The sequence below is a fragment of the Amycolatopsis sp. NPDC023774 genome (assembly GCF_040639695.1).
Classification (GTDB): Bacteria; Actinomycetota; Actinomycetes; order Mycobacteriales; family Pseudonocardiaceae; genus Amycolatopsis.
In genome coordinates, this window is the sequence record NZ_JBFAAJ010000019.1 from 1 (window position 1) to 21743 (window position 21743).

Genomic DNA, 21743 nt, shown 5'->3' on the forward strand with positions numbered 1-21743 from the left:
GGCCGAGGCGCGTGAAACACCGTCGATGTCGAGGTAACCGTCGTACTGGCCGCGCACGTAGTGGACCGGATCGGCCTCCACCACCGCTCGGAACAGACCGACCTGCGAGTCCTTCAGCGTCACCGGGTCGCCCCGCGAGGGCGGCTCCATCGCGGCGGCCGCGACCACCTGCATCAGGTGGTTGACGACGACGTCGCGCAACGCGCCGACCGGGTCGTAGAAATGACCGCGGTCCTCGACCCCGAAACTCTCCGCCATCGTGATCTGCACGCACTCGAGGTAGTTGCGGCTCCACAACGGCTCGAGGATGGCGTTGGCGAAACGCAGGTGGAGGATCTCCTCCAGCCCCATCTTCCCCAGGTAGTGGTCGATCCGGAACAGCTGCGCCTCGTCGATGTACTGGTGCAGCTCGTCGGCCAGCGCACGCGCGGACTGCCGGTCGTGGCCGAACGGTTTCTCGACGACGAGCCGGGCGCCCGCGGTCAACCCGACCTCGGACAGTCCCTTGATCACGCGTCCGAACAGGAACGGCGGGATCTCCAGGTAGAACACCGGTGTCGCGGCGCCGTTGACCGCGGCTCCGACCCGCTCGTAGGTGGCCGGATCGGTGAAATCTCCGCTGACGTAGGACAGCTTGGCGGCGAACCGGTCGAAAACCGCCTTGTCGAGGTCGCCGGTCGCTTCGATCGACGACCGGGCCCGTTCGATGAGCTGATCGAGGGTCCAGTCCTCGGCCGCCACCCCCACCACCGGACACGTCAGCAGGCCACGCGCCTCGAGGCGGTACAGCGAACGGAAGGTCATCACCTTTGCCAAGTCACCGGTGATCCCGAAAATCACGAGAACGTCAGCCCGCGGTGGGTCGATGGCTGTCGATGTCATCCGTGCCTCCAGCTCCGTCACGACGCCTCACGGGCTCCGGTCGTGTCCGGGAGCATCGTCGCCGCCGACCGAGCAACCCGGCCTCATCCGTGGAGGATGAGAGGGGCCAGCCGTCAGCGTTCGTGGCCGATCCACTCCTCGGCCCAGCTGTGGTCGAACTGCGTTTCGTTGCATCGGGGGTGGTAGACGGCGGTGAGTTCGCGGACGATCTGCTCGCGATGCGCGGGCAGGCCACGCGGGACCTCGTAGGTGCAGATGTGGACCTTCCACCGCGAGCCCGCGCGCGCGATCCAGCACTGCGCCCGCGGGTGGCGGAACGGCAGGTTCGCCTGGGACAGGTCGCCGGCGTGGCCGACGTAGATCACGGCGTACCGATCGGGCCGCGTTTCGGGTTCGGGGCGGTAGAGCACGGCGTATACGGCGGCGACTGCGGGCGGCGCCCACCCGCCGAGCAGGCGGGGGCCCTCGAACGGGTATCCCGAAGCCGGGCCGAGGCGGATCACTCGTCTTCGCCCACGGCCTCGACCCGCCCGACCGGCAACGACGGCAGTCCGGCCTCCTTGGCCGCGCGGCGGAACTCCGCCGTGGCGAGCGTGATCGCCTTCTCGCGGTCGGGCGCCTCGACGAGCAGGCGCGCGCCGTAGCTCGTGGTGCCGATCCCGCTGGCGATCCCGCCCGACGCCGCCACCGCGTCGGCCAGGCTCACGATCTCCTCGCGCGTGAACACGCGGTCGCCGTCCGCTTCGATCCCCACGCTCCACCGCATCACCGGTGCTCCTCACCGAACCCGTGGCAGCGCTGCCGCGAGCTCCTCCAGGCTGCGCAGGTCGTGGCCGACGATCAGAAGGTCCACGTACGGCGCGGCGATCCTCATCCCGAGCGGCGCCGCGCCGAGCGCACCGCCGTACGGGTTCGTCCACACCAGCCGGTGGCACAGCCGGGAAAGCCGCTGTACCGCCTTCGCCAGCACGTCCGGGTCACCGCGGTCGAACCCGTCGGAGCAGATCACGACCACTCCGCCGCGGCAGCGGCCGCGCCGGCCGAAGGTGCGCACGAACTCGTCGAGCGCGGCGCCGATGCGGGTGCCGCCCTCCCCGTCGACCACGGCTTCGGCCGCTCGCACCAGAGCTTCGTCGGCGTCGCGGGTGCCGAGCTGGTCGGTGATCCGCGTGAGGCGCGTGCCGAAGCAGAACACCTCGACCTTCGCCGCGGCGCGCCGCGCGGAGTAGGCGAACTGCAGGAGCGTGCGGGAGTAGTCGGCCATGGAGCCGGAGACGTCGAGGATGAGAATCAGCGGTCGCAGCCGCACGCGGCGTTCGCGCCACCGCAGCGCGCGCGGTTCGCCGAACGTCCGCAGCGAGCCGCGGACCGTGCGGCGCAGGTCCGGCTCGCGGCCCTTGCGCGCGGGCCGGGTGCGGCGCGTCCGCCGTTTCGGCGGGGTGAGGCGCAGGCGGGCCATGATGCGGCGAATCGCGGCGAGCTCTTCAGGCGTGCAGGTGCCGAAGGACTTGCGCTTCAGACTGTCCACATCGGACGCGCTGAGCCCGAGGAGGGTGTCCGTCTCGTGTTCTTCGCCGGTGCGTTCGGGTTCGGGCAGGACCAGCGTGGCGTCGACGCCCGACTCGGCGAGGATCGTGAGCACCGCCGCCGGCGGTTCGCCGGCGCCGAGGAAGTAGCGGCGGAACGTCTCGTCGTAGCGGGGAAGGTCTTCGTGGCGCTTCAGCAGCGTGGTGCGGCCACCCCAGTAGAGGTCGGCGAGGTCGGTGGTGTCGAGGACGGTCATGGCGCGGCAGCAGCCCAGCGCGTCGCCGGAACCCACGGGCAGCCCGGCTTCGCGCAGGGCCCGCGCGAAACCCACCAGCAGGCGGGTGAGCTCAGCCACCGGACGCGAGTTCCGCGAGGTGCTCGCGCACCACGTCGAGGTCGTCGCGGTCTTTCACGACGGCGCCGAGCGTGTCGCCCGCGGAGCGTTCGTTGAGCGTGCGCTCGCCGAGGAACCGCAGCATGCGAGCCCAGTCGATGGTCTCCGCGACCCCGGGCGGCTTGGCGAGGTCGAGCTCCCGCAGCCGGCGCACGGCGGCCACGACCTGGCGCGCCAGGGTCTCCTCGACGCCGGGCTCGCGCACGAGCACGATCTCCAGCTCACGGTCCGCGGCAGGGTAGCCGAGCCAGTGGTAGAGGCAGCGGCGTTTGAGCGCGTCGTGCAGCTCGCGGGTGCGGTTGGAAGTCAGGACCACGAGCGGCGGACTGGGCGCCACGATGGTGCCGATCTCGGGCACGGTGACCTGGAAGTCGGACAGGAGTTCGAGCAGGAAGGCCTCGAATTCGTCGTCGGCGCGGTCGATCTCGTCCACGAGCAGCACCGCCCCGGCGCCCGCGCGGACGGCGGCCAGCAGCGGCCGTTCGACGAGGAACTCGGGCCCGAACAACTGCTCGACCACCTCGCCGGACTCGGCCTGGTGGTCCTGCAGCGCCCGGATGCGCAGCAGCTGGCGGGCATAGTCCCATTCGTAGAGTGCCTGAGCGGTGTCGATGCCCTCGTAGCACTGCAGCCGGATCAGGCGGCGGCCGAGCACTGCGGCGAGCGTCTTCGCGACCTCGGTCTTGCCGACGCCGACCTCACCTTCGAGCAGCACGGGCCGGTGCAGCCGCAGCCCGACCAGCAGCGCCGTGGCGAGGCCGCGGTCGGCGAGGTACGCGCCGTCACGCAGGGCGGCGGTGAGCCCCGCGACGGTGTCCGGCTCGGCCATCCCGCTACGGCTGCTCGTCCGCACCGAGCACGAGGTCACGCACCGTACTCGTGCCGGGCTGCAGCTTCCCCTCACGGGCGAGCTGGTCGCGCCACGCCGTGTGCAGGTCGCCGTTCTCGGCGAGGCCCCCGAACCCCACGCCCGACATGTTCTTGCACGTACGCTGGGGCCCGCAGGCCGCTTCCAGCTCGTCGGCGTCCTGGCCACGGGCGCGCCAGACCTCGCGCAGGACTTGCAGCGCTTCGTCGTCCATGGCGCGAGTCAACACCGTGCGCGCGGTTGTCCAGCGCTGGATTAACCCTTTGCTTAAGGAGTATTGTCCAGACTCGGAGGTTACCGAGAGTATTTGACCATGACACTGGGCCAGCTCAACGCGTTCGTCCTGGTGGCCAGGCTGGGGTCGGTCACCGACGCCGCGAAGGCGCTCGGCGTGAGCGAGCCCGCGGTGTCGCAGGCGCTGGCCGCGCTGCGCCAGCACCACGGCGACAAGTTGCTCATCAAGCGCTCCGGCGGCATGACGCTGACCGCGGGCGGCAGCAGGCTGCTGCCCATCGCGTCGCAGATGGTGGCGCTCGGTGCGGAGGCCGACGCCGCCGTGCGCCAGGCCAACGGCGTCGCGGCGCGCTTGCAGCTGGCAGTGACCAGCGAGATCGCGGAGTTCGTGGCCAACCCGCTGCTGGAGGCGTTCACGCGGAGATCCGGCAACTCCATCGACGCGTCGTCCGGGCTCGCGCGCACGGCCGAGCTGCCCGTGCTCATCACCAACCGGCTGGCCGACGTGGCGTTGGGCCCTGATGTGACCGGCGACGGCGGCGACCTCGACTGCACGCCGATCTTCCGCGCGTCACTCGTCGTGGTCGGCTCGCCGCACTGCCGCCACCAGGGCAGCCCGGCCCACTGGCCGTGGCTGCTCGACCCGGCCGGCGCCGACCCGGGCAGCGACACCGGTCGGCTGCTGGCCCGCCTCGGCGTGCCCGACGACGCGATCCAGATCTTCCCGAACCAGACGGCCGGGTGGTCGGCGGCCGCCAGCGGGGGCGGGGTGTCGGTGGCGCCGGAGCACCTCGTGGCGCCGCAGCTGCGCCGCCACGAGCTCGCGGTGGTGCCGACGCACCACACGCCCATGTCGACGTGCTGGTACGTGACGACATTGCCGACCGACCGCCGCACGGGTGCCGCGAACTCGTTGCGGCACTTCCTGACGACGCCGGCGGCGATGCACGTGATGCGCGCGCCGGGCAGTGGCGTGCCGCCTTCGCGGTTCCGGCCGCCGGTGTACGTGACGATCTGGTCCTAGGCTCCCGGTCAGGTCAGTTCGCGCACGCCGGCGACGTCGTCCTCGGCCACCTCGGCGGCGAGGATCTCGGCGTTCTGCTCGTCGCTCGAGCCGCTGCCCCGGAACGCTTCGACGGCTGCCCGCGACTCCCAGCGTTCGTAGACGACGATGCGGCCGGGGTCCACCAGGTCCGCGGTGAGAGAGAAGCCGAGGCAGCCGGGCGCGCCGCGAGCCTGCTCGACCACGCGCGCGCAGCCTGCCAGATAGGCCTCGCGGCGGCCGGGGTCGACGACGAGGTGCCCGGCGACGATGAACATCTTCCGCTCCTTCGCTGGAGACGATTTCCGTTGCGGCGAAAGAGATTCGGTGGTCTATTCGCTGTTTTTCAGCGGGGGAGCGGTTTGCGCGTGTTTCCGGTGACGAGGTTCCCGATGCTCACCCCGACACCGACCCCCACCTCGGCCGCCCAGGCCAAGCCCAGCGCCGTCGTGAGCGCGATGCTCAACGCCAAACCTGGCTCTTCCTTGCGGGACAAAGGTTTCACTCCTTCGGTCGTTCTTCGTGGTGTACTGGTCCGCTCCTGCACGGATGCTGTCATGTCCCCACCGTCCGTCGAGTCAGCGGCGTCCACGCTAACAACGTGAGCCGTGGTGGCCAGGGACTTCACCCGGACGTTGTAATCGACGAGGATCGTGACCGGCAGCGACTCGACGAAGGAGTGACCACATGGGACTCAAGGACATCACCGCGTCCACGGCGGAGCTGTACGCGGCGCAACGCGTTTACGGCGACCCGGTCGAGAAGGATGGCGTCGTTGTCATCCCGGCCGCCATGGTGACCGGCGGCGGGGGCGGCGGGCAGGAGGCGCCGGGCAAGGAAGGCGTCGGTTTCGGGCTCTTCGCCCGCCCGACGGGCGCCTTCGTCATCCGCGGCTCGGAGGTCACGTGGGTGCCTGCCGTCGACGTCACCGCCTGGGGCCTCGCGGTGAGCGGGATGGTCGTCTCGCTGGCCTGGATCCTCACCCGCGCGACGCGACGCCGGCGGGGCAGAAAGCGCTGACGCGTTCCCGGGCGAGTTTCCGCGCGATTTCCCCGGGTGACTTCTCGGCCGGCTTCCCGATCGTGCGGCCGGACAGGTCCGGACCCTTCGCGGCGGTCCGGCCCCGGTCCGGCCTGTGGTGGGAGCGGTCAGTCGACTCGGAGCTCGCCCATCGGGCTCCAGCCGGCGCCGGGGGCGTCCAGGCTGACGATCTCCGGGGTGCGGGCGATGACGTCGGGCATCCACGCCATCGCCTCCGCGAAGTGCGGCGACTTCACGTGCGCGCGGCCGGCGTCGGGGTCAGCGAACGCCTCGACCAGCACGAACTGGTGGGGCACGTCGACGCTGCGCGACCACTCGAAGAACAGGTTCCCGGGCTCGCGCCGGGTGGCGAGGGTGAAGTCGTCGACCAGACCGAGCCAGTCCTCGCTCCGCTCGGGCCGCACGGTGAACTTGACGACGATGAAGATCATGCTGTCCTCCGGAAGGGCACAGTCGGCGCACGAGGCCACACTGCCTCGTGACCGGGCGTGAGCCGGGCGCCGCGACCACCCGTACTCACGACCGGCCGCGGCCCCCGGCGGGCGTCCCGCGCCGGGAACCGAGTCCGGGTTCGCCGGGGCTGGGTTCCTCGCCCCGGCTGCCGTTGCCACGGCTGCCTCACTTGCCATCGGTATCGGACTTGCCGTCGGTACCGGCAACCTGCCATCGCGGTGGCAGATCGCCCTGGCAACCGACTTGTCCGGCTGTCCTCTTGCCACTGGGTGTGGCACCTTGCCGTTCCGTCGGTCGGTTGCCGTGGCCGGCTCACCCGTGCCGCGGCAACTTGCCATATCCGTGGCAGCGCGCCGTTGCCGTTGCCATATCCGTTGCCGTTGCCGCCTCGCCGTTGCGATGGCGATTTGCCATTGTCGGTGGCAGCGGCCATGACTGTGGCGGCTAAGCCCTTGCCGCGCCTCTTGCCGTTGCCATGGCGGCTTGCCCTTGCCGTCGTGGATGGCCGTTGGCGTGGTTGGCTGTCACGTTGTTGCGGCAGCTGGCGATCGCCGTCGTGGTTTGCCAGCTGCCGCGGCCATGGTGCCTGAGTCGCCGGCAAGAAGCCGTTCCGTTTGACACTTGCCCAACGTCGAGGCGCGTGGCCGATCGACCAGCCGACGTGCCACGCCGCCCCAACACCACGCCGCCCCAACGCCATGCCGTTCGCTCAACGGGACCGAAATCGGTTCCGCACCCGGTCCCGTCAAGCGGTTGGCGTCCAGCCGGCAGCTCAGCAGTGGTCACCAGCGGCCGTCAGCGGTCAGTAGATGTTGGACGGCCGCACCATGCCCTCGGCGAGGTCACCGAAACCGGGAGCCACGATGGCGCCCGGGTTCTGGATGATCTCCTCCACCACGAGCGTCTCGGTGGTCAGCAGCAGGGCCGCGATGGAAGCCGCGCTCTGCAGCGCCGAGCGGGTCACCTTGAGGGGATCGATGACACCGGCCTCGAACATGTCGCCGTACTCGCCGGTGAGGGCGTTGAAGCCGTGGCCCGGAGCGGACGAGCCGACGGCGGCGAGGACCTCGTCGCCGTCGTAGCCGGCGTTGATGGCGATCCAGCGCAGGGGCTCGACCAGCGCGCGCCGGACGATGTCGCGGCCCACGGCGGCGTCGCCGGTGAGGTCGAGGGTGTCGACCTCGGTGCGGGCCTGGACCAGGGCGGTGCCGCCGCCCGCGACGATGCCCTCCTCGATCGCGGCGCGCGTGGCCGACAGGGAGTCCTCCACCCGGTGCTGCTTCTCCCGCAGCTCGACCTCCGTGGCCGCGCCCACGTGGATCACCGCGACGCTGCCCGAGAGCCGCGCGATGCGCGCCTGCAGGCTGTCCTGGTCGTGCTCGTTCTCGGCGCGCTCCAGCTCCCGCTTGATCTGCTCGATCCGCGCGGACACCGCGGTGTCGTTGCCGGCACCGCCGACGAGCGTGGTGCTGCTCTCGGTGATGGTGATGCGCCGGCAGCGGCCCAGCTGCTCGAGGCGCACCGCGTCGATGCTCTGCCCCGCGTCGCCGGTCACCACCTCGCCGCCGGTGAACACCCCGAGGTCCGAAAGCTCCGCGATGCGGCGGTGGCCGAAGCCCGGCGCCCGCACCACGACGGACCTGAACGTGTTGTGCACGTTGTTCGCCACGAGCATGCCCAGTGCGGGCCCGTCCACGTTCTCCGCGATGATCACCAGCGGCTTCTGCGTGCGGGTCACCTGCTCCAGGACCGGCATCAGCGTCTGCACCTTCGAGATCTTCTCGTTGGTGAGGAGGATGTACGGGTCCTCGAACACCGTCTCCATGCGGTCCTTGTCGGTGGCCATGTACGGCGAGATGTAGCCGTTGTCGAACTCCACACCGTCCGCGAAGTTCACCTGCAGCCCGAACGCGGGCGACTCCTCCACGGTGACCACTCCGCCGAGCCCGACGCGGCCCATCGCCTCGGCGATGATGTCGCCGATCTCCGGGTCGTTGTTCGCCGAAAGCGTCGCGACGTGCGCGAGGTCACCCGCCTCGGTCACCTCACGGGCGCCGGCCTGCAGCACCTCGACCACGCGCTGCACGGCCTTCTGGATGCCGTTCTTGAGCAGTTGCGGGTTGGCGCCCGCGTCGACGGCACGCAGACCCTCGCGCACGATCGCCTGCGCCAGCACGGTGGCGGTGGTCGTGCCGTCGCCGGCCACGCCGTTGGTCTTCATCGCCACCTCCTTCACCAGCTGCGCGCCCATGTTGGCGAACGGGTTGCGCAGCTGGATCTCCTTGGCGATGGTGACGCCGTCGTTCGTGATCGTCGGAGCTCCGGTGAGCTTCTCGATCACGGCGTTGCGTCCCTTGGGGCCGAGCGTCACCTTCACCGCGTCGGCGAGCGCGTTCACGCCCGACTCCAGCAGCTGGCGCGCTTCGACGTTGAACCGCAAGTCCTTGGCCATGTCTGTCCTTTCCGTACGGAGGTCGTGGTCGCGGCTGAACCTGCCGGCGGTCAGGGCACGAGGATCGCGCGGCCGCGGACAAGGCCGCGGTCCAGATCGTCGAGCGCCTTCTCGAAGTCGGTCAGGGCGTACGTGCTGGTGTGCAGCGCGACTTTTCCTTGCGCGGCGAGCACCATGAGCTCGGCGAGGTCCGAATAGGACCCGACGAGGTTGCCGACGAAATTGATTTCGGTGGAGATGATGTCGATGGTCGGCACCGCCAGCGTCCCGCCGTAGCCGACCACGTAGTAGTTCCCGGCGCGTCGCAACATCTTCACGCCGGCTTCGATCGCGCCGCCCTCGCCCACGAAGTCGACGACGGCTTCGACGCCTTCACCGCCGGTGAGCTCGAGCACCGCCTGGGCTTCCGAGCCGTCGGCCACCACGAGGTGGTCGGCACCGAGCTCGCCCGCGAGCTTCAGCGCGTCGGTGGACCGGTCGACCACGATCAGCTCGGCGGGGCTGATCGCCTTCAGCACCTGGATGCCGATGTGGCCCAGCCCGCCCGCGCCGATCGACACCACGCGCTCACCCGGGTGCAGGTGAGCCGCCGCCTTGCGGGCGGCGTGGTACGCGGTGAGCCCCGCGTCGGCCAGCGCCGCCACGGCCGCGGGTTCGAGTGAGGAGTCCAGCTTTACCACAGCCCGCGCGTTGGTGCGCAGGTATTCCGCGTAACCGCCGTCGCGGTCGATGCCGGGGAACGCCGACTGTACACAGTGGACGTCGTCGCCCGCGCGGCACGCCTTGCACAGCCCGCACGTGGCGAGCGGGTGCAGGATCACCGGGTCGCCCACGGACACCGACGTGACGCCCTCGCCGATCTTCGCGACCCAGCCCGCGTTCTCGTGGCCGAGCGTATAGGGCAGGGTGACGCCCGACTTCTCCGCCCACTGGCCCTCGATGATGTGCAGATCCGTGCGGCACACGCCGGCGCCGCCGATCCGCACCACCACGTCGAGCGGCTCCCGCACGTGGGCGTCGGGCACCTCGACGAGCTCGGGGGTGCGGTCGTAACCGCGCAGCTGCACCGCTTTCACGACGGTACCTCCAGTCGCACCTCGTCGCCGGTCCGGTAGTACCGCGACTTCGTGTTGTCCTCGATGGACACGCGCACGCCCTTGGCGAATCGCAGCAGGCTCTCGCGCTCGGCGGACTGCTGCGCGTCGACCTGCCAGCCCTCGTCCACCAGCTTGCGCACGGCCCGCTCCATGCAAGCCAGATGCGCCTCGCGCCGGAACCCCGGCGGGAGCTCGGCGAGCTCACCGCCGGCCTGCTCGGGCACCGCGCCGCCGAAACCGGCGGCGGTGATCTCGTCGCCGGCGCGACGGCCCTCCAGCACGATGTCGACCGTGTCGACACTCGGCAGGCTGAGCACCGCGTCGTGCGCGTCGGCCACCATCAGGTACGCGAAGTTGGGTGCGCAGAAATACGCGGGCAACCGCAGCCGCACCGAAACCGAGTGGCCGCGTTCGTTGTGCAGGCGCACCTGGACTCCGGCCACGAACCCCAGGTCCGTGATCGGCTCGTGGAACTCGGGGTCCACCACGCCGGCCAGGGCGCGCCACACTCTGCTGGTCAGAGTCTCAGCCGTCGCCGCGGTCATGCCGGAACCTTCGAGCCCGTACCGGCGGCCGCGCGGGTACCGCCCATCCCGGCGGTCACCTCCGCGGGCACTTCGAGGTCGTAGAGCTGTGCGGCGTTGAGGCCGAGGATCTTCTTCTTCGCGTCGGTGGTCATCGTGCCGTAGTCGCCCTGCATGTCCTCGGGAAACTCGAAGTCCACGAAGGACTCGACGAGCCACTTCGGCTGCCAGATCGCGTAGTCGCTGGCGAAGGTGATGCGGTTCTCGCCGAGCCAGTACAACAGCTCGCCCACGACCTGGGCGAAGTAACGCGGTCGCGTGTGGATGAACGGCATCGCCACGGCGAGACAGGCGTAGACGTTGGGCTCCTGCGTGGCGATCCAGCAGAAGTCCTCGAACCGGGGCAGGCCCACGTGCTCGACGACGAAGTTCAGGTTCGGGAACGCGCCGGCCGCGTCGTCGATGTCGGCGACATCCGCCGATCCCCGCTCGCTCCGGTCGATCGCCGGTCCTTTGTGGACGTGGACGTTGCGGATCCCCAGCTGCTCGCACTTCTCCAGGTACCGGTAAGCCCACGGGTCCGACAGGTGCCAGCCCTTCGACTCGCCCTTCCACTCCGCCGTGTACAGTTTCACGCCCTTGAGGTCCCACCGTTCGGCCAGCGCTTCGAGCTTGTCCAGCCCGGCCTCGCGGTCGCGAGGATCGAAGGCGCCGTTGACGATGAACTTGCCGGGGTTGTTCTCCGCGACGGCCCCGTCCTGCTCGGTCGTGTTGAACCCGTTGACGTAGAAGTCGGTGAGGTACGTCGGCTGGAAGATGGCCTTGTCCACGTAGCCCGTCGTGAACAGGTCGTCGATCAGCGTCTCCTCCGAGTACTTGCCGAACTTCTCCAGCGACCACAGCCACTCGGCGGGACTGAGGGTGCGGTGGTGGTCGTAGAAGCACTCGATGAAGCCTTTGCCGTACCGGTTGGCCTGGTTGGCGGGCGAGCCGTCCCAGAAGTGCACGTGGCTGTCGACGATGAAGTAGCTCTCGCCGTCCTTGCGGTACATGGGAGTCCTTTCGCGGAAGGGCGCCCGGGGACCGGGGCCGGGACGGTGTGCTCCGTCCCGGCCCGGCCCCCCTCGGCGCGAACCGGTGTTCGTGCGCGGGCTACTCGACCGGTTCGAGATCGAAATCGATGTACTCCGCGGCGTCCTCCGGATTGGCGAACAGGACCGTCTCGTCGTCGAGGTGGACCATGCGCCCGTAGTGCGTCGACATGATCTCCTCGAAGTCCGGCTGCTCGAAGTCGAAGCCGATCGCCTCGGAGATCTCGTCCCAGTTGAAGACGATCTTGTTCGTGCCGTCCACGCGGATCATGGACGGGTACTCCGCCACCGTGACACCCGGCTTGCCGCGCATGACCTCAGCCACGACGTAGCCGTTCTGGTTGTTCATCAGGGTGACGCCGCACATGTTCGACGCGGTGCGGTCGACGGTAAACTGCCTGCTCGCGGTCATGAAAGCAGCCCTTTCGGTTCGTCGAGGGAGAGGTCGGACAGGAGGCTGCGCAGGTTGGTGACCGACGCGTCCCAGGACTCGGCGAAGGTCACGACCTTCTCCTGCGGCTGCGACCAGATCGGCTGCAGCGTGCGGGCGGCCGCCACGGAGACCGGCACCCACTTCTCGAGCCACGACGTGAGCACCTGCTTGTTGTGCGCGGAGTGCTCGGCGTCGCTGGTGAGCATGCTGAACAGGACGCGGGTGTAGCCGCGGTCCCGCTCGTAGTCGTGCTCGCCGGCACCGACGACCGTCGGCGTGACGTAGTCGCCGTTGCGGGCGGCCACCTGCATCACCAGGTGGCTGCGGAAGAGCACACCCACCAGGGACTCGAACACCACGTTGGCGGCGAACAGCGACTCGGCCCAGTCGCCGATCGCGGTCAGGCGCTCCACGTTCTCCCGCACGCCCTGCCACGCCGGGTCCTCGTGCCACACCGAGCGGTGCACCGCGCCGTCGAAGTCGATGCCTGACTCGGTCAGGTCCAGGTTGTAGAGCGCCAGGTCCTGGGCGAAGCGCAGCTTGTGCGCGGTGTTCACGGCGATCGCGTTGTTGATCATGTTCGTGGGGGCGGACCGCTGCTCGGAGCAGAACACGTGCATGCCGAGACCGTGCTCGGCGTGCATCCAGGCACCCAGGTGCCGCTCCACGAACTTGACCCAGCTCGGCGCCCAGTTGTTGTAGGCGCCGGCCTTCTTGGCGTTCTCGAGGTTGAGCTGGATCTGCCGGACGACGTTGGAGTTGTTCCGGTAGATCGTCTGTTCCCACTCCTCGTTGGGGTCGAGGAACTGGTGCCAGTTGCCGGACTTGAGCTCCGTCCACTCCTTCGGGTAGCCGCCGGGGCCGTTCGCGAAGCCGTAGATCCAGCCCTGCGAGAGGTGCCGCTCGGGGTCGGGCTGGACGTCGAAGGTCACGTCCTCGTACATCGTCGCGCGCAGCTTGCGCGGCTTGAAGTAGTTGTAGCTTCGGCTCTTCGAGCTCGGGAAGTCCAGCAGCCCGGCTTCGGCGCCTGTGAACTCCGGCTTCGGGAAGCTCTGCTGGGGCTTTTCCGTACTGACCATGAGCACACCTCTCTGTGTGTGTGGCCTGCTTCGGGTGGGATCGGCCGGCGGTGGTCAGTCCTCCGCCGCGGCCGTGATCGTGAACTTGTCGTAGAAGACCTGATCTCCCGGCACGCCCAGGCTTTCCAGCAGGGGCAGGGCCGCGTCGATCATCGGCGGCGGGCCGCACAGGTACACGTCGCATTCGGCGAGGTTGTCCTCCCGCCGTTCGAGCACCTGGGTCACGAGCCCGGTTTCGCCTTCGCCGTCACCCGGCCAGCCTTCGGGAGCGGTGTCGGACAGGCACGGCACGAACCGGAACTTCGGCAGCTGCCGGGCGAGCTCGGCCATCTCGTCGAGGTGGAAGAGATCTCGCTCGGTGCGGGCGCCGTAGTAGTACACGACCTCCCGCTCGTTGCCGCTTTCCGCCATCTGCCGCAGCAGCGCCAGGATGGGGGACATCCCGGCCCCGCCGCCGACGAAGACCAGCCGCCGGTCGGAGCTGACGCGCAGCGTGAACGTGCCGTACGGCCCGGTCACCTCCAGCGGATCGCCGGCGGACAGGGGGCCTTCGAGCAGCCCGGAGAACTTGCCACCGGGGTAGCGTTTGATGATGAACTCGAGGATCCCGTCGGCCACCGTGACGTTGGCCATGGAGAACGAGCGGTGCTCGTCCGTGCCCGGGATCTTGATGTCCACGTACTGTCCCGGGTGGAACCGGATACCCGCTTCCTCGTCCACCTTGAGGCGGACGAGCGAGATGTCGTGGGTCAGGTCGGTGATGGACTCCACCGTGGTTCCCGCCGTGACGACCGGCAGGCCGGACCGGATCATGTCCTCGTCGTAGTTGGTCAGCTCGATCTCGAGGTCGGAGTACGCGTGCCCTCGGCAGAGCAGCACGAACCCTTCCTCGCTTTCGTAGTCGGCCAACGCGAACGTGGAGTACCGATCCATCTGCAGGTCACCCTCGAGCAAGAAGGACTTGCACGCCGAGCACTGCCCCTCCTTGCAGCCGTGCATGAGCATGACGCCCTGCCGGAAGGCCGCATCGAGGATGGTCTCGTCCTCGTCGGCCTCGATGTCGATGCCGACCGGTTCGAACCGGATCTTGTGCTTGTCGCCCATGGACGCCGCTCCTGGGATGGGGGTACCCACCGGGGCACCCGGGACTCGAACCCGGGAACCCCGGCGGGGACCGTTTCGGGGTGCGGCCTCAGGCCACCGTGACGTTCGGGTTCGCCTTGTACGCGGCGATGTGCGCCTCGCGTTCGGCGTCCGACATCTTGTTGAGCGCGATGTTCGGGCTGCCGAAGGTGATCCCGCGGACGTCGTTGAGAGTCCACAGCTTCTTGGGGTCGTCGAGGTCGAGGTGCGGCTGCGGGATGAGGGTCTTCCCGTCGTCGCGGACGTAGCCGAGGTCGGAGATGATGTCGGCGAGGTCCATCCCGTCGTACAGCGTCTCCCACTCGCGCTTTCCGGTGAGCCGGCCCATGTTCGGAGTCTCGCGGCCCTCGTACTCGCTGCGGAACGCCGTGGTGTCGGTCCAGGCGCAGGTCTCCGAGCAGTAGGTGCGCCACTGGTTGTCGACCTTCTCGGTCACCATGTCCTCGCGGATGAGGCACGGCACCATGCAGGTCCAGCAGCGGTGCGGGTACTCGTAGCCCACGTTCTCGAACGCGATCGGCTTGTTCTTGCCCGGGTAGCGCAGGCGGTTGTAGGCCTCCCACCACTTGCCGAACTGGTTGTACCAGCCCGGGTACTTCGACTCGAACCACTCGAAGTCGGTGTCGGTCATCGGGTCGATGCGCCAGTAGTTCACCGGCCAGCCGGTGGCGAAGAACTGTGCCACGCGGTGCACGTAGTGCTTGTTGATGATCCGGTTCCACGCCTCTTCGACGAGGTCGTGGGGGATCTTCAGCCCGTACTTCTCGAGCGGGATGAGGTAGCTGCGGTAGTAGTCGTCGTAGATCCACCGGCGCCACATCTCCGCGTAGCTGTCGCGGTCCTTGCGGCGGTCCTTCGTGCCGTACTCGATGAAGGTGCCGATGGCCGCGTCGACCACACAGTGGTTGTTCCACCACGCGTAACGCAGGTCGCGCTCGAGCAGCTGCCGGTTGTCCTCGTCCGCCAGCGCCATCAGCAGGATGGAGTAGCCGTTGCTGATGTGGCGGGACTCGTCGGACTGCACGGAGTGGAACACCGTGGGCAGCAGGTAGTCGCCGTTGGCCGCCGCCTCCGAGGGCATGGCGACGAACAGGGTGTTCGTGAACGCGGTCTCGGCCACCACCGTGAGGTAGATGTTGGCCGCGGTGATCGCGTCACCGGTGATGAAGCCCTCGCCGAACTGCCGGCCGATCGTGCCGGCGTAGTTGTTCGAGAACGCCTTCTCCGTGATGTCGAACCCGGCGGGGTCGATGTAGTGGTTCATGTAGAGGCGCTTGAGGTTCATCTGGATCGTCGAGTGGCGAACCTCGTCGATCATCTGCACCGCGAGGCCGTTGTGCACCTCGGGATTCGGCACGGCGTCGATGGCCATCGGCATCGCGCGGGCGGCCGAGATCTCCGGGAACGGGATGATGGACAGGAACAGCTTCTGCCACTCCATCCAGCGTTCCTGGACCTGGCGGAACATGTTGCCGCGGATGGCGCCGTCCATGGCGCCGAACACGCGGTTGTCCTTTTCCTCCTCCATCGGGAAGTAGGACCGAAGGATCTGCTTGAGCGGGTCCTTCTTGGGGGCCTTGTCGAACTTGTAGTCGGTCCCGAATCGCTTCGCGGGGGTCGCGAAGGTCGGTTCCCACGACAGTTCCGTGATCTTCTTGTGGGCCTTGCTCAGACTTTGTCGACTCACGCCGTGTACCTCCACCTGATCGGTCGTCGGCAGTTCCTGGCTCGGCTTGGTTCGCGCCGCTCGCGGGTGGTGATCCGGTCCCCGGCCGCCTGGCCGCCGGGCACCGGATGCAGCTCGCACGTCGCCGTCCGGATGCAGGAGATGACACCGTGAGTACCCTGTGATGGTGGTCTCAATTTGAGACAGGCAGTGGTCAGGGCTGCCGTTATGGTGACTGGCACACGACGTCGTGTGCCTGGCCGGGGCGCACGACGCCCTTCTGCCGGGAGGTGAGGCTTTGACCGACGCAGGCGCCTCCATTTCGTCGCCGGACAGGCTGGCGAACGCCAGGGAGCAGTTCTTGTCCACGGAGGAGGTCGACGCGGAAAGCGTCCGCAAGACGATTCTCGCGTCGTGGTGGCGGTCCCGGACGCACCGGGTGGCCGCCGACCACGTGAGAACTCCGTACGTGGCGGATCCCGACCTCGAGACGCCGCTGCTGCAGAGCGCGGGCGCGGTGCTCGACGCCCTGGAGGACAAGCTGAGCGACCTCGCGGTGAGCGTGGTGCTCACCGACCATCAGGCGCTGGTGCTGGATCGCCGGACGGAGGACCGCGCGCTCGAGCGTTACCTCGACGGGGTGCAGCTCGCGCCCGGGTTCAGCTACGCCGAGGAGTTCGTCGGCACGAACGGGATCGGCACGGCGCTCGAAGGCCGGCAGCCGACCGCGGTGTTCGGTCACGAGCACTACGCGGAGAACCTCGACACGCTCGCGTGCGCCGGCGTGCCCATCCGCCACCCCATCTCGGGCCAGGTCCTCGGCCTGCTGGACCTCACGTGCTGGAAGAAGGACGCCGGCCCGCTGTTGCTGGCGCTGGCCAAGGCGACCGCGCACGACATCGAGACGGAGCTGACCAACCAGGTCGGCCTGCGCGAGCTGAGCCTGTTCTCGGCGTACCTGCGGGCGTGCCGGCGCGGGCAGGGGATCGTGCTCGCGGTCAACAACGACCTCGTGATGCTCAACGACCACGCCCGCCAGCTGCTCGTGCCCGAGGATCAGGCCGCGCTGCTGGCCCGGGCCGTCGAGGCGCTGAGCTCGCAGTCGGACCGCTCGCTGTCGATGGACCTGCCCAGCGGCGCCCGCGCGCGGCTGTCGTACACGCCGGTCTCGAGCGACGTCGGCCCGGCCGGCGGCGTCGTGCGGGCCCGGCTGCTGCAGGAGCCCGAGGTCGTGTCCGCGCGCATCGACACGCGCCAGCCGGTGCTGCCCGGCATCGTCGGCACGGGAGCGCTGTGGGTGCGGGCCTGTCACTCGGTGGGCCGCTTCGCGCGCGACCGGAAATGGACCGTGCTCGAGGGCGAGCCCGGCAGTGGCAAGCTCGCCGTGGCCCGCGCCGCGCACTCCGGCTCGACTGCGAGCGCGCCGTGCGAGGTCGTGGAGCTCGACGGCGTCAAGCCGGGGGAGTGGGAGGCCCCGGTACGGCGCGCGCTGCGCAAGGGCCCGGGCACGGTCGTGTTCCGGCACCTGGACAAGCTCTCGCAGGAGGAGCAGCGGGCACTGGCCGCGGTGCTCGACGACGCTCGGCTCGATGCCCGCGTGTGGGGCGTCGCGACGGTGTCGGAGGGTGAGCAGGACGGTCTCGACACCGACCTGATGCGCCACTTCCCCACGTCGGTCACCGTGCCGCCGCTGCGTCACCACATCGAGGACGTGCGCGTGCTCGTGCCGTTCCTGCTCGCGCAGCTCGGCAAGGGCCCGCTGCTGCACTGCTCGCCGGCCGCGCTGCAGCTGCTGCTGCGCAACGAGTGGCCGGGCAACGTCGCGCAGCTTCGGCAGGTGCTGCGCAAGGTCGTGCACACCCGCCGCGCCGGCGTGATCGAGCCCGAGGACCTGCCCCCGGAGTGCCGGACGGTGGTCAAGCGCGTGCTCAACCCGCTGGAGTCGCTGGAGCGCGACGCGATCGTGCGCAGCCTCCTCGACGCCGACGGGAACAAGTCCCGCGCCGCCCACTCCCTCGGCATGTCGAGGGCCACGATCTACCGCAAGATCCGGGACTACGGCATCGACATCCCGTCGTGAGCCGTCTCGAACGGGGCGCTGCGATCGGGTGCTGGGAGGACGGCGCATGATCGACCTGAAGCACGACCACGGCGTCGCGGTGGTCCGGATGCACGAGAACCCCTGCGGGAGCATGGTTCCCGAGACACTTGACCGGATCACCGCCGCGCTGGGCTACATCGGCGGCTCGTACGCGGTCGTCCTCACCGGCGGCGACGACGTGTTCGCCCGCGGCTTCGCCGGGGCGGCGGACCGGCTGGAGCGGGCGGTGCTCGCCATCGCGAACCACCCGAGCCCCGTCGTCGCCGCGATCGGCGGAGACGCGCTGGGCGCCGGCTACGCGCTCACGGCGGCCGCCGACCTGCGCGTGATGGCGCAGGGTCGGCTCGGGCTCGGGCCGGCCGCGCGCGTGCCGCCCGCCGTCGAGGCGGTGCTGCGCCGCCACGCCGGCCCGGTCTGGCGCACGGTTCGCTCGGGCGAGCGCACGTTCACGCCGGAGGCGGCACTCGTCGCCGGGCTGGTGGAGACGTGTTGCGCCTCAACAGACCTGCTCCACGTGGCGGTGGAGCGGGCGGCGCGGCTGGCCGGCGAGGCGAAGCAGTTCTGCTGAGGCTTTTCCCGGTGCCCGGGCCTCAGCCGAACTCCTTGCGGATCTGCGGGAGCACCTCGGTGCCCAGCAGCTCGATCGCCTTCATCACCTTCGCGTGCGGCACACCCGACCAGTCCATCTGCATGGCGTAGCGGTCGGCGCCGGTCAGCTTGCCGACGCTGATGATGCGCTCGGCGACCTCGTTCGGGCTGCCGACGAACAGCGCGCGGGCGCCCTCGGTGTACTGGTCGTACTCGCGGCGCGTGGGCACGGCCCAGCCGCGCGAGCGCGCGCCCCACTTCATCGTCTCGAGCCAGTACGGGTAGAAGGTTTCCTTGGCGTCCTGGGAGTTCTCGGCCACGAAGCCGATGGCGCCCATGGTCACGTCGTGCTCGTCGTCGGCGTGCTCGCCGGCCGCGGCCGCGCGGCGGTAGAGGTCCACGAGCGGCGCGAAGCGTTCCGGCTCGCCGCCGATCACGGCGTAGACCACGGGCAGGCCGAGCAGCCCGGCACGGATCGAGGACTCCGGGTTGCCGCCGGTGCCGACGGAGATGCGCAGGCGCCGGCCGTACGGGCGCGGGTAGATGTGCGCGTCGTTCAGCGGCGGGCGGAAGCGGCCCGACCACGTGATCGGGTCCTCGCGGTCGATGCGCAGCAGGAGGGCGAGCTTCTCCTCGTACAGCTCGTCGTAGTCGCCGAGGTCGGCGCCGAACAGCGGGAACGACTCGGTGAACGACCCACGTCCGGCCAGCAGCTCCGCACGGCCGCGGCTGAGCTGGTCGAGCGTGGTGAACTGCTGGTACACGCGCACCGGGTCCTCGGTGGAGAGCACCGTGACCGCGCTCGCGAGCGTGATGTGCTCGGTGACGCTCGCCGCCGCGGCCAGCACGGTGGCCGGGTTCGAGATGGCGTAGTGCTCCAGGTGGTGCTCACCCAGGCCGTAGAACCCGAGCCCGAGCTCGTCGGCGAGCTTGATGCGCTCCACCGTCTCGGCGAGCCGCTGCGCCACCGACACCTGCTCACCGGTCACCGGGTCGGGCGTCCGGTCGCCAAAGCTGTAGATACCGAGTTCCATGTCCACTTCCTCGCGAGTTCCTGGCGTCGAACCTACCAGGCTTTGATGACGCGTCAACATTTCGCGCCGGTGGTGTCTGCGGTCACGTACTCAACCTTCCCGTCCGCTCAGCCGTTGATCACGGTGGACCGGACGACAGGAGTTGTCGATGCAGGCGAAGACCTTCGCGACGGGAGTACTCGTGGCCACCGCGGCCGCGCTGACGGCGTGCGCCGCGCCGAAGGCGGCCACCACGCCGCTGGCCGAGACCTCGAGCCTCGCGCCCACCACCCCTGAGACCACGCCCACGTCGACCACCCCGTCGCCGCCTCCCGCCCCGCCGTGCGCGGTCACGACAGGCGCGTGCGCGAGCCTGTCGCTGCGGCTCGCGTGGCTACTCAAGGGCGGCGTGGTCGCGTACGGCCCGGTGGCGATGGAGCCGGGCGACGCGGGCCAGCCGACTCCCGTCGGCGGCTTCAAGGTCGCGTGGAAGGACAAGGTGCATACCAGCAGCGAGTACGGCGACCCGATGCCGAACTCGGTGTTCTTCGCAGCCGGCGGGATCGCGTTCCACGCCGGGCCGTTGGACAAGCCCTCGCACGGCTGCATCCACCTGACCGACGCCGACTCGGAGGTGTTCTTCGCCGGACTGCCGGTGGGCGCGTCCGTCGAGGTCAAGGCCTGATCAGTCCACTGTGGATCTGATGGGTTCCACTGTGCCGATGGTTTCCACTGTGCTTATGGATTCCACTGTGGACTCAGCGCGGGCGGTGCGGCACTTCGGGGGAGTCGGTGTCGAGCGGCACGGACGAGCCCCGGACCAGTCCCAGCTGGACGGTCGGGCGACGGCTCATCGTCGTGAGCGCCCAGTTCGTGGCGGTGCGCAGGCGGTTGCCCGGCATCGCCAGCAGGTGGTACGCGCGGGTCACGATCTTCGCGGGCCAGCCCGAAAGCGGCACGTGCAACGGGTTGGCCGCCGCGCGGCCCGCGCCCAGGTCGACCACGAACCCGAGGTCGTGGTGGCGGTAGGTGCCAGGGCGGCCGTACCCGAGTGACGCGGCGACGTTGGCCCCCGCGAGCTTGCCCTGGCGTTCCGCGTGCTGCGCGGTCATGGCCGTGTACTCACCGGGCCGCGTCAGGTCGGGCACCGCGGCGACGTCGCCGCACGCGAACACGTCCGGGTAACCCGGCACGCCGAGCTGCGCCGTCACGAGAACACGGCCCTTGGCCGTGGGCAGGCCGACGTCGGCGACGAGCGGGTCGGGGCGCACCCCGACGCACCACACGAGCGACCGCGTCGGGACGCGTTCGCCGGTGGTGAGCGTGACGGCGTCGGCGGTGGCGTCCTTCACCGACGTCTTCATCAGCACCTCGACGCCGCGCTCGCGCAGCACCGCGTCGGCGGTCCTGCCGAGGCGCGGCGACAGCTCGGGCAGCACGCGGTCGGCGATGTCGAGCAGCAGCCAGCGCACCGGCTGGCCCGTGAGCTCGGGGTGGCGCGCGACGAGTGCAGCGGTGAACGCCGGGCCCTGGACCGCGACCTCGGTGCCGGTGTAGCCGGCGCCCACGACCACGAACGTGCAACGAGCCGCGCGTTCCTCCGGATCGTCGGCCGCGGCGGCCAGCTCGATCTGACGGGTGATGTGGTCGCGCAGGTAGAGCGCCTCCGGCACCCCGCGGAACCCGTGGGCGGTCTCGGCGACGCCGGGGATCGGCAGGAGCTTGTTCACGCTGCCCGCGGCGAGCACGAGCCGGTCGTAGGACAGCTCGTGGGTGCGGTCCTCGGGGTCGGTGTAGCCCACCACGTGCGCGTCGAAGTCCACAGAGGTCACCGTGCCGAGCGCGAGCCGCACGCCGGGCAGGGTGCCGGGGATCGAGACGGTGATGCTGCGCGGGTCGAGCAGTCCTGCCGCGACCTCCGGCAACAGCGGCAGGTAGAGGAAGTAGTCAGTGGGGTTGACCACCACCACTTCCACGTCGTCGCCCGCAGTCCTGCGCAGCAGTTTGGCCGCGTTGTAGCCGGCGAACCCGCCCCCGACGATCACGACCCGCATCAGGACTCCTTCCGCGTAGCTGTCGGCGGCGCACGGCAAACCCGCCCGCCGCCTGCCGGGT

The 21743-nt window shown here is 69.7% G+C and carries 23 protein-coding genes and 1 pseudogene; 5 read left to right on the forward strand and 19 right to left on the reverse strand.

The window, feature by feature from the left end; all coding sequences use genetic code 11:
• From AB0F91_RS30705 to AB0F91_RS30730, 6 genes and pseudogenes are all read right to left on the reverse strand, one after another.
• A pseudogene (locus AB0F91_RS30705) lies at nt 1-882 on the reverse strand (glucose-6-phosphate dehydrogenase); the annotation flags it as partial.
• Between the two features lie 113 nt (nt 883-995).
• Nucleotides 996-1385, reverse strand: a complete 390-nt coding sequence (locus tag AB0F91_RS30710; protein WP_360603080.1) for a hypothetical protein — start codon at nt 1383-1385, stop codon at nt 996-998.
• Nucleotides 1382-1648 carry a hypothetical protein gene (locus AB0F91_RS30715; RefSeq protein ID WP_360603082.1) on the reverse strand — a complete coding sequence of 89 codons (267 nt, stop codon included), beginning with the start codon at nt 1646-1648 and terminating at the stop codon, nt 1382-1384. The genes AB0F91_RS30710 and AB0F91_RS30715 overlap by 4 nt, the downstream gene beginning before the upstream one ends.
• Nucleotides 1649-1660: 12 nt before the next feature.
• Nucleotides 1661-2764, reverse strand: a complete 1104-nt coding sequence (locus AB0F91_RS30720) for a VWA domain-containing protein (protein ID WP_360603084.1) — start codon at nt 2762-2764, stop codon at nt 1661-1663.
• The gene (locus AB0F91_RS30725; RefSeq protein ID WP_360603086.1) at nt 2757-3632 is read right to left on the reverse strand and encodes a MoxR family ATPase; all 876 of its coding nucleotides are present in this window, start codon (nt 3630-3632) and stop codon (nt 2757-2759) included. The genes AB0F91_RS30720 and AB0F91_RS30725 overlap by 8 nt, the downstream gene beginning before the upstream one ends.
• Before the next feature lie 4 nt (nt 3633-3636).
• The gene (locus AB0F91_RS30730) at nt 3637-3885 is read right to left on the reverse strand and encodes a hypothetical protein (RefSeq protein ID WP_360603088.1); all 249 of its coding nucleotides are present in this window, start codon (nt 3883-3885) and stop codon (nt 3637-3639) included.
• A 99-nt stretch (nt 3886-3984) separates the two neighbouring features.
• On the opposite strand from AB0F91_RS30730, the gene AB0F91_RS30735 reads away from it, so the two are divergent.
• Complete coding sequence (locus AB0F91_RS30735) at nt 3985-4929, forward strand: LysR family transcriptional regulator (protein ID WP_360603090.1); 945 nt, start codon at nt 3985-3987, stop codon at nt 4927-4929.
• A gap of 8 nt (nt 4930-4937) precedes the next feature.
• Here the strand turns inward: AB0F91_RS30735 and AB0F91_RS30740 are convergent, their stop codons facing one another.
• Nucleotides 4938-5225: an antibiotic biosynthesis monooxygenase family protein gene (locus AB0F91_RS30740; RefSeq protein WP_360603092.1), complete on the reverse strand. Its 288-nt coding sequence runs from the start codon at nt 5223-5225 to the stop codon at nt 4938-4940.
• 68 nt (nt 5226-5293) lie between these two features.
• Complete coding sequence (locus AB0F91_RS30745) at nt 5294-5443, reverse strand: hypothetical protein (RefSeq protein WP_360603094.1); 150 nt, start codon at nt 5441-5443, stop codon at nt 5294-5296.
• 191 nt (nt 5444-5634) lie between these two features.
• Between AB0F91_RS30745 and AB0F91_RS30750 the strand changes: the two genes are divergently transcribed.
• A complete protein-coding gene (locus AB0F91_RS30750; protein ID WP_360603096.1) occupies nt 5635-5967 on the forward strand; it encodes a hypothetical protein in 333 nt (110 codons plus the stop codon).
• A gap of 128 nt (nt 5968-6095) precedes the next feature.
• Here the strand turns inward: AB0F91_RS30750 and AB0F91_RS30755 are convergent, their stop codons facing one another.
• The 9 genes from AB0F91_RS30755 to AB0F91_RS30795 all read right to left on the reverse strand — a co-directional run bounded on the left by AB0F91_RS30755 (nt 6096) and on the right by AB0F91_RS30795 (nt 15947).
• Complete coding sequence (locus AB0F91_RS30755; protein WP_360603098.1) at nt 6096-6419, reverse strand: putative quinol monooxygenase; 324 nt, start codon at nt 6417-6419, stop codon at nt 6096-6098.
• Between the two features lie 824 nt (nt 6420-7243).
• Nucleotides 7244-8893 (reverse strand): chaperonin GroEL, encoded by a 1650-nt coding sequence (gene groL / locus AB0F91_RS30760; protein ID WP_360603100.1) that lies wholly within the window; start codon nt 8891-8893, stop codon nt 7244-7246.
• Nucleotides 8894-8943: 50 nt separating this feature from the next.
• Complete coding sequence (locus AB0F91_RS30765; RefSeq protein ID WP_360603102.1) at nt 8944-9969, reverse strand: NAD(P)-dependent alcohol dehydrogenase; 1026 nt, start codon at nt 9967-9969, stop codon at nt 8944-8946.
• On the reverse strand, nt 9966-10535 hold the full coding sequence (locus AB0F91_RS30770; protein WP_360603104.1) for an iron-sulfur cluster assembly protein: 570 nt from the start codon (nt 10533-10535) through the stop codon (nt 9966-9968). Before AB0F91_RS30770 ends, AB0F91_RS30765 begins: the two co-directional genes overlap by 4 nt.
• Nucleotides 10532-11566: an amidohydrolase family protein gene (locus AB0F91_RS30775; protein WP_360603106.1), complete on the reverse strand. Its 1035-nt coding sequence runs from the start codon at nt 11564-11566 to the stop codon at nt 10532-10534. Before AB0F91_RS30775 ends, AB0F91_RS30770 begins: the two co-directional genes overlap by 4 nt.
• 100 nt (nt 11567-11666) lie before the next feature.
• Nucleotides 11667-12017, reverse strand: a complete 351-nt coding sequence (gene mimD, locus AB0F91_RS30780; RefSeq protein ID WP_360603108.1) for a propane 2-monooxygenase effector subunit MimD — start codon at nt 12015-12017, stop codon at nt 11667-11669.
• The gene (locus tag AB0F91_RS30785; protein ID WP_360603110.1) at nt 12014-13117 is read right to left on the reverse strand and encodes an aromatic/alkene monooxygenase hydroxylase subunit beta; all 1104 of its coding nucleotides are present in this window, start codon (nt 13115-13117) and stop codon (nt 12014-12016) included. Before AB0F91_RS30785 ends, mimD begins: the two co-directional genes overlap by 4 nt.
• A 54-nt stretch (nt 13118-13171) precedes the next feature.
• Complete coding sequence (locus AB0F91_RS30790; protein WP_360603112.1) at nt 13172-14221, reverse strand: FAD-binding oxidoreductase; 1050 nt, start codon at nt 14219-14221, stop codon at nt 13172-13174.
• Between the two features lie 88 nt (nt 14222-14309).
• Nucleotides 14310-15947 (reverse strand): aromatic/alkene/methane monooxygenase hydroxylase/oxygenase subunit alpha, encoded by a 1638-nt coding sequence (locus tag AB0F91_RS30795; RefSeq protein WP_360603114.1) that lies wholly within the window; start codon nt 15945-15947, stop codon nt 14310-14312.
• 340 nt (nt 15948-16287) lie between these two features.
• On the opposite strand from AB0F91_RS30795, the gene AB0F91_RS30800 reads away from it, so the two are divergent.
• A complete protein-coding gene (locus AB0F91_RS30800) occupies nt 16288-18006 on the forward strand; it encodes a helix-turn-helix domain-containing protein (RefSeq protein WP_360603116.1) in 1719 nt (572 codons plus the stop codon).
• Between the two features lie 46 nt (nt 18007-18052).
• Nucleotides 18053-18595: an enoyl-CoA hydratase/isomerase family protein gene (locus AB0F91_RS30805; RefSeq protein ID WP_360603118.1), complete on the forward strand. Its 543-nt coding sequence runs from the start codon at nt 18053-18055 to the stop codon at nt 18593-18595.
• A 22-nt stretch (nt 18596-18617) separates the two neighbouring features.
• Here the strand turns inward: AB0F91_RS30805 and AB0F91_RS30810 are convergent, their stop codons facing one another.
• Entirely contained in the window at nt 18618-19649 is a 1032-nt protein-coding gene (locus tag AB0F91_RS30810; protein ID WP_360603120.1) for an LLM class flavin-dependent oxidoreductase, read from the reverse strand.
• A gap of 148 nt (nt 19650-19797) precedes the next feature.
• Between AB0F91_RS30810 and AB0F91_RS30815 the strand changes: the two genes are divergently transcribed.
• Nucleotides 19798-20313 (forward strand): L,D-transpeptidase, encoded by a 516-nt coding sequence (locus tag AB0F91_RS30815; protein WP_360603122.1) that lies wholly within the window; start codon nt 19798-19800, stop codon nt 20311-20313.
• A 73-nt stretch (nt 20314-20386) separates the two neighbouring features.
• Here AB0F91_RS30815 and AB0F91_RS30820 read toward each other — a convergent pair whose 3' ends face one another.
• On the reverse strand, nt 20387-21682 hold the full coding sequence (locus AB0F91_RS30820; protein WP_360603124.1) for an NAD(P)/FAD-dependent oxidoreductase: 1296 nt from the start codon (nt 21680-21682) through the stop codon (nt 20387-20389).
• Nucleotides 21683-21743 lie beyond the last annotated feature (61 nt).

Bases quoted from the DNA above. Each gene is read 5' to 3' on its own strand.
- AB0F91_RS30750 (WP_360603096.1), top strand. From the start codon at position 5,635: ATGGGACTCAAGGACATCACCGCGTCCACGGCGGAGCTGTACGCGGCG.
- AB0F91_RS30805 (WP_360603118.1), top strand. From the start codon at position 18,053: ATGATCGACCTGAAGCACGACCACGGCGTCGCGGTGGTCCGGATGCAC.
- AB0F91_RS30730 (WP_360603088.1), bottom strand. From the start codon at position 3,885: ATGGACGACGAAGCGCTGCAAGTCCTGCGCGAGGTCTGGCGCGCCCGT.
- AB0F91_RS30785 (WP_360603110.1), bottom strand. From the start codon at position 13,117: ATGGTCAGTACGGAAAAGCCCCAGCAGAGCTTCCCGAAGCCGGAGTTC.
- AB0F91_RS30740 (WP_360603092.1), bottom strand. From the start codon at position 5,225: ATGTTCATCGTCGCCGGGCACCTCGTCGTCGACCCCGGCCGCCGCGAG.
- AB0F91_RS30815 (WP_360603122.1), top strand. From the start codon at position 19,798: ATGCAGGCGAAGACCTTCGCGACGGGAGTACTCGTGGCCACCGCGGCC.
- AB0F91_RS30755 (WP_360603098.1), bottom strand. From the start codon at position 6,419: ATGATCTTCATCGTCGTCAAGTTCACCGTGCGGCCCGAGCGGAGCGAG.
- AB0F91_RS30810 (WP_360603120.1), bottom strand. From the start codon at position 19,649: ATGGAACTCGGTATCTACAGCTTTGGCGACCGGACGCCCGACCCGGTG.
- AB0F91_RS30790 (WP_360603112.1), bottom strand. From the start codon at position 14,221: ATGGGCGACAAGCACAAGATCCGGTTCGAACCGGTCGGCATCGACATC.
- groL (WP_360603100.1), bottom strand. From the start codon at position 8,893: ATGGCCAAGGACTTGCGGTTCAACGTCGAAGCGCGCCAGCTGCTGGAG.
- AB0F91_RS30725 (WP_360603086.1), bottom strand. From the start codon at position 3,632: ATGGCCGAGCCGGACACCGTCGCGGGGCTCACCGCCGCCCTGCGTGAC.
- AB0F91_RS30715 (WP_360603082.1), bottom strand. From the start codon at position 1,648: ATGCGGTGGAGCGTGGGGATCGAAGCGGACGGCGACCGCGTGTTCACG.
- AB0F91_RS30770 (WP_360603104.1), bottom strand. From the start codon at position 10,535: ATGACCGCGGCGACGGCTGAGACTCTGACCAGCAGAGTGTGGCGCGCC.
- mimD (WP_360603108.1), bottom strand. From the start codon at position 12,017: ATGACCGCGAGCAGGCAGTTTACCGTCGACCGCACCGCGTCGAACATG.
- AB0F91_RS30775 (WP_360603106.1), bottom strand. From the start codon at position 11,566: ATGTACCGCAAGGACGGCGAGAGCTACTTCATCGTCGACAGCCACGTG.
- AB0F91_RS30735 (WP_360603090.1), top strand. From the start codon at position 3,985: ATGACACTGGGCCAGCTCAACGCGTTCGTCCTGGTGGCCAGGCTGGGG.
- AB0F91_RS30820 (WP_360603124.1), bottom strand. From the start codon at position 21,682: ATGCGGGTCGTGATCGTCGGGGGCGGGTTCGCCGGCTACAACGCGGCC.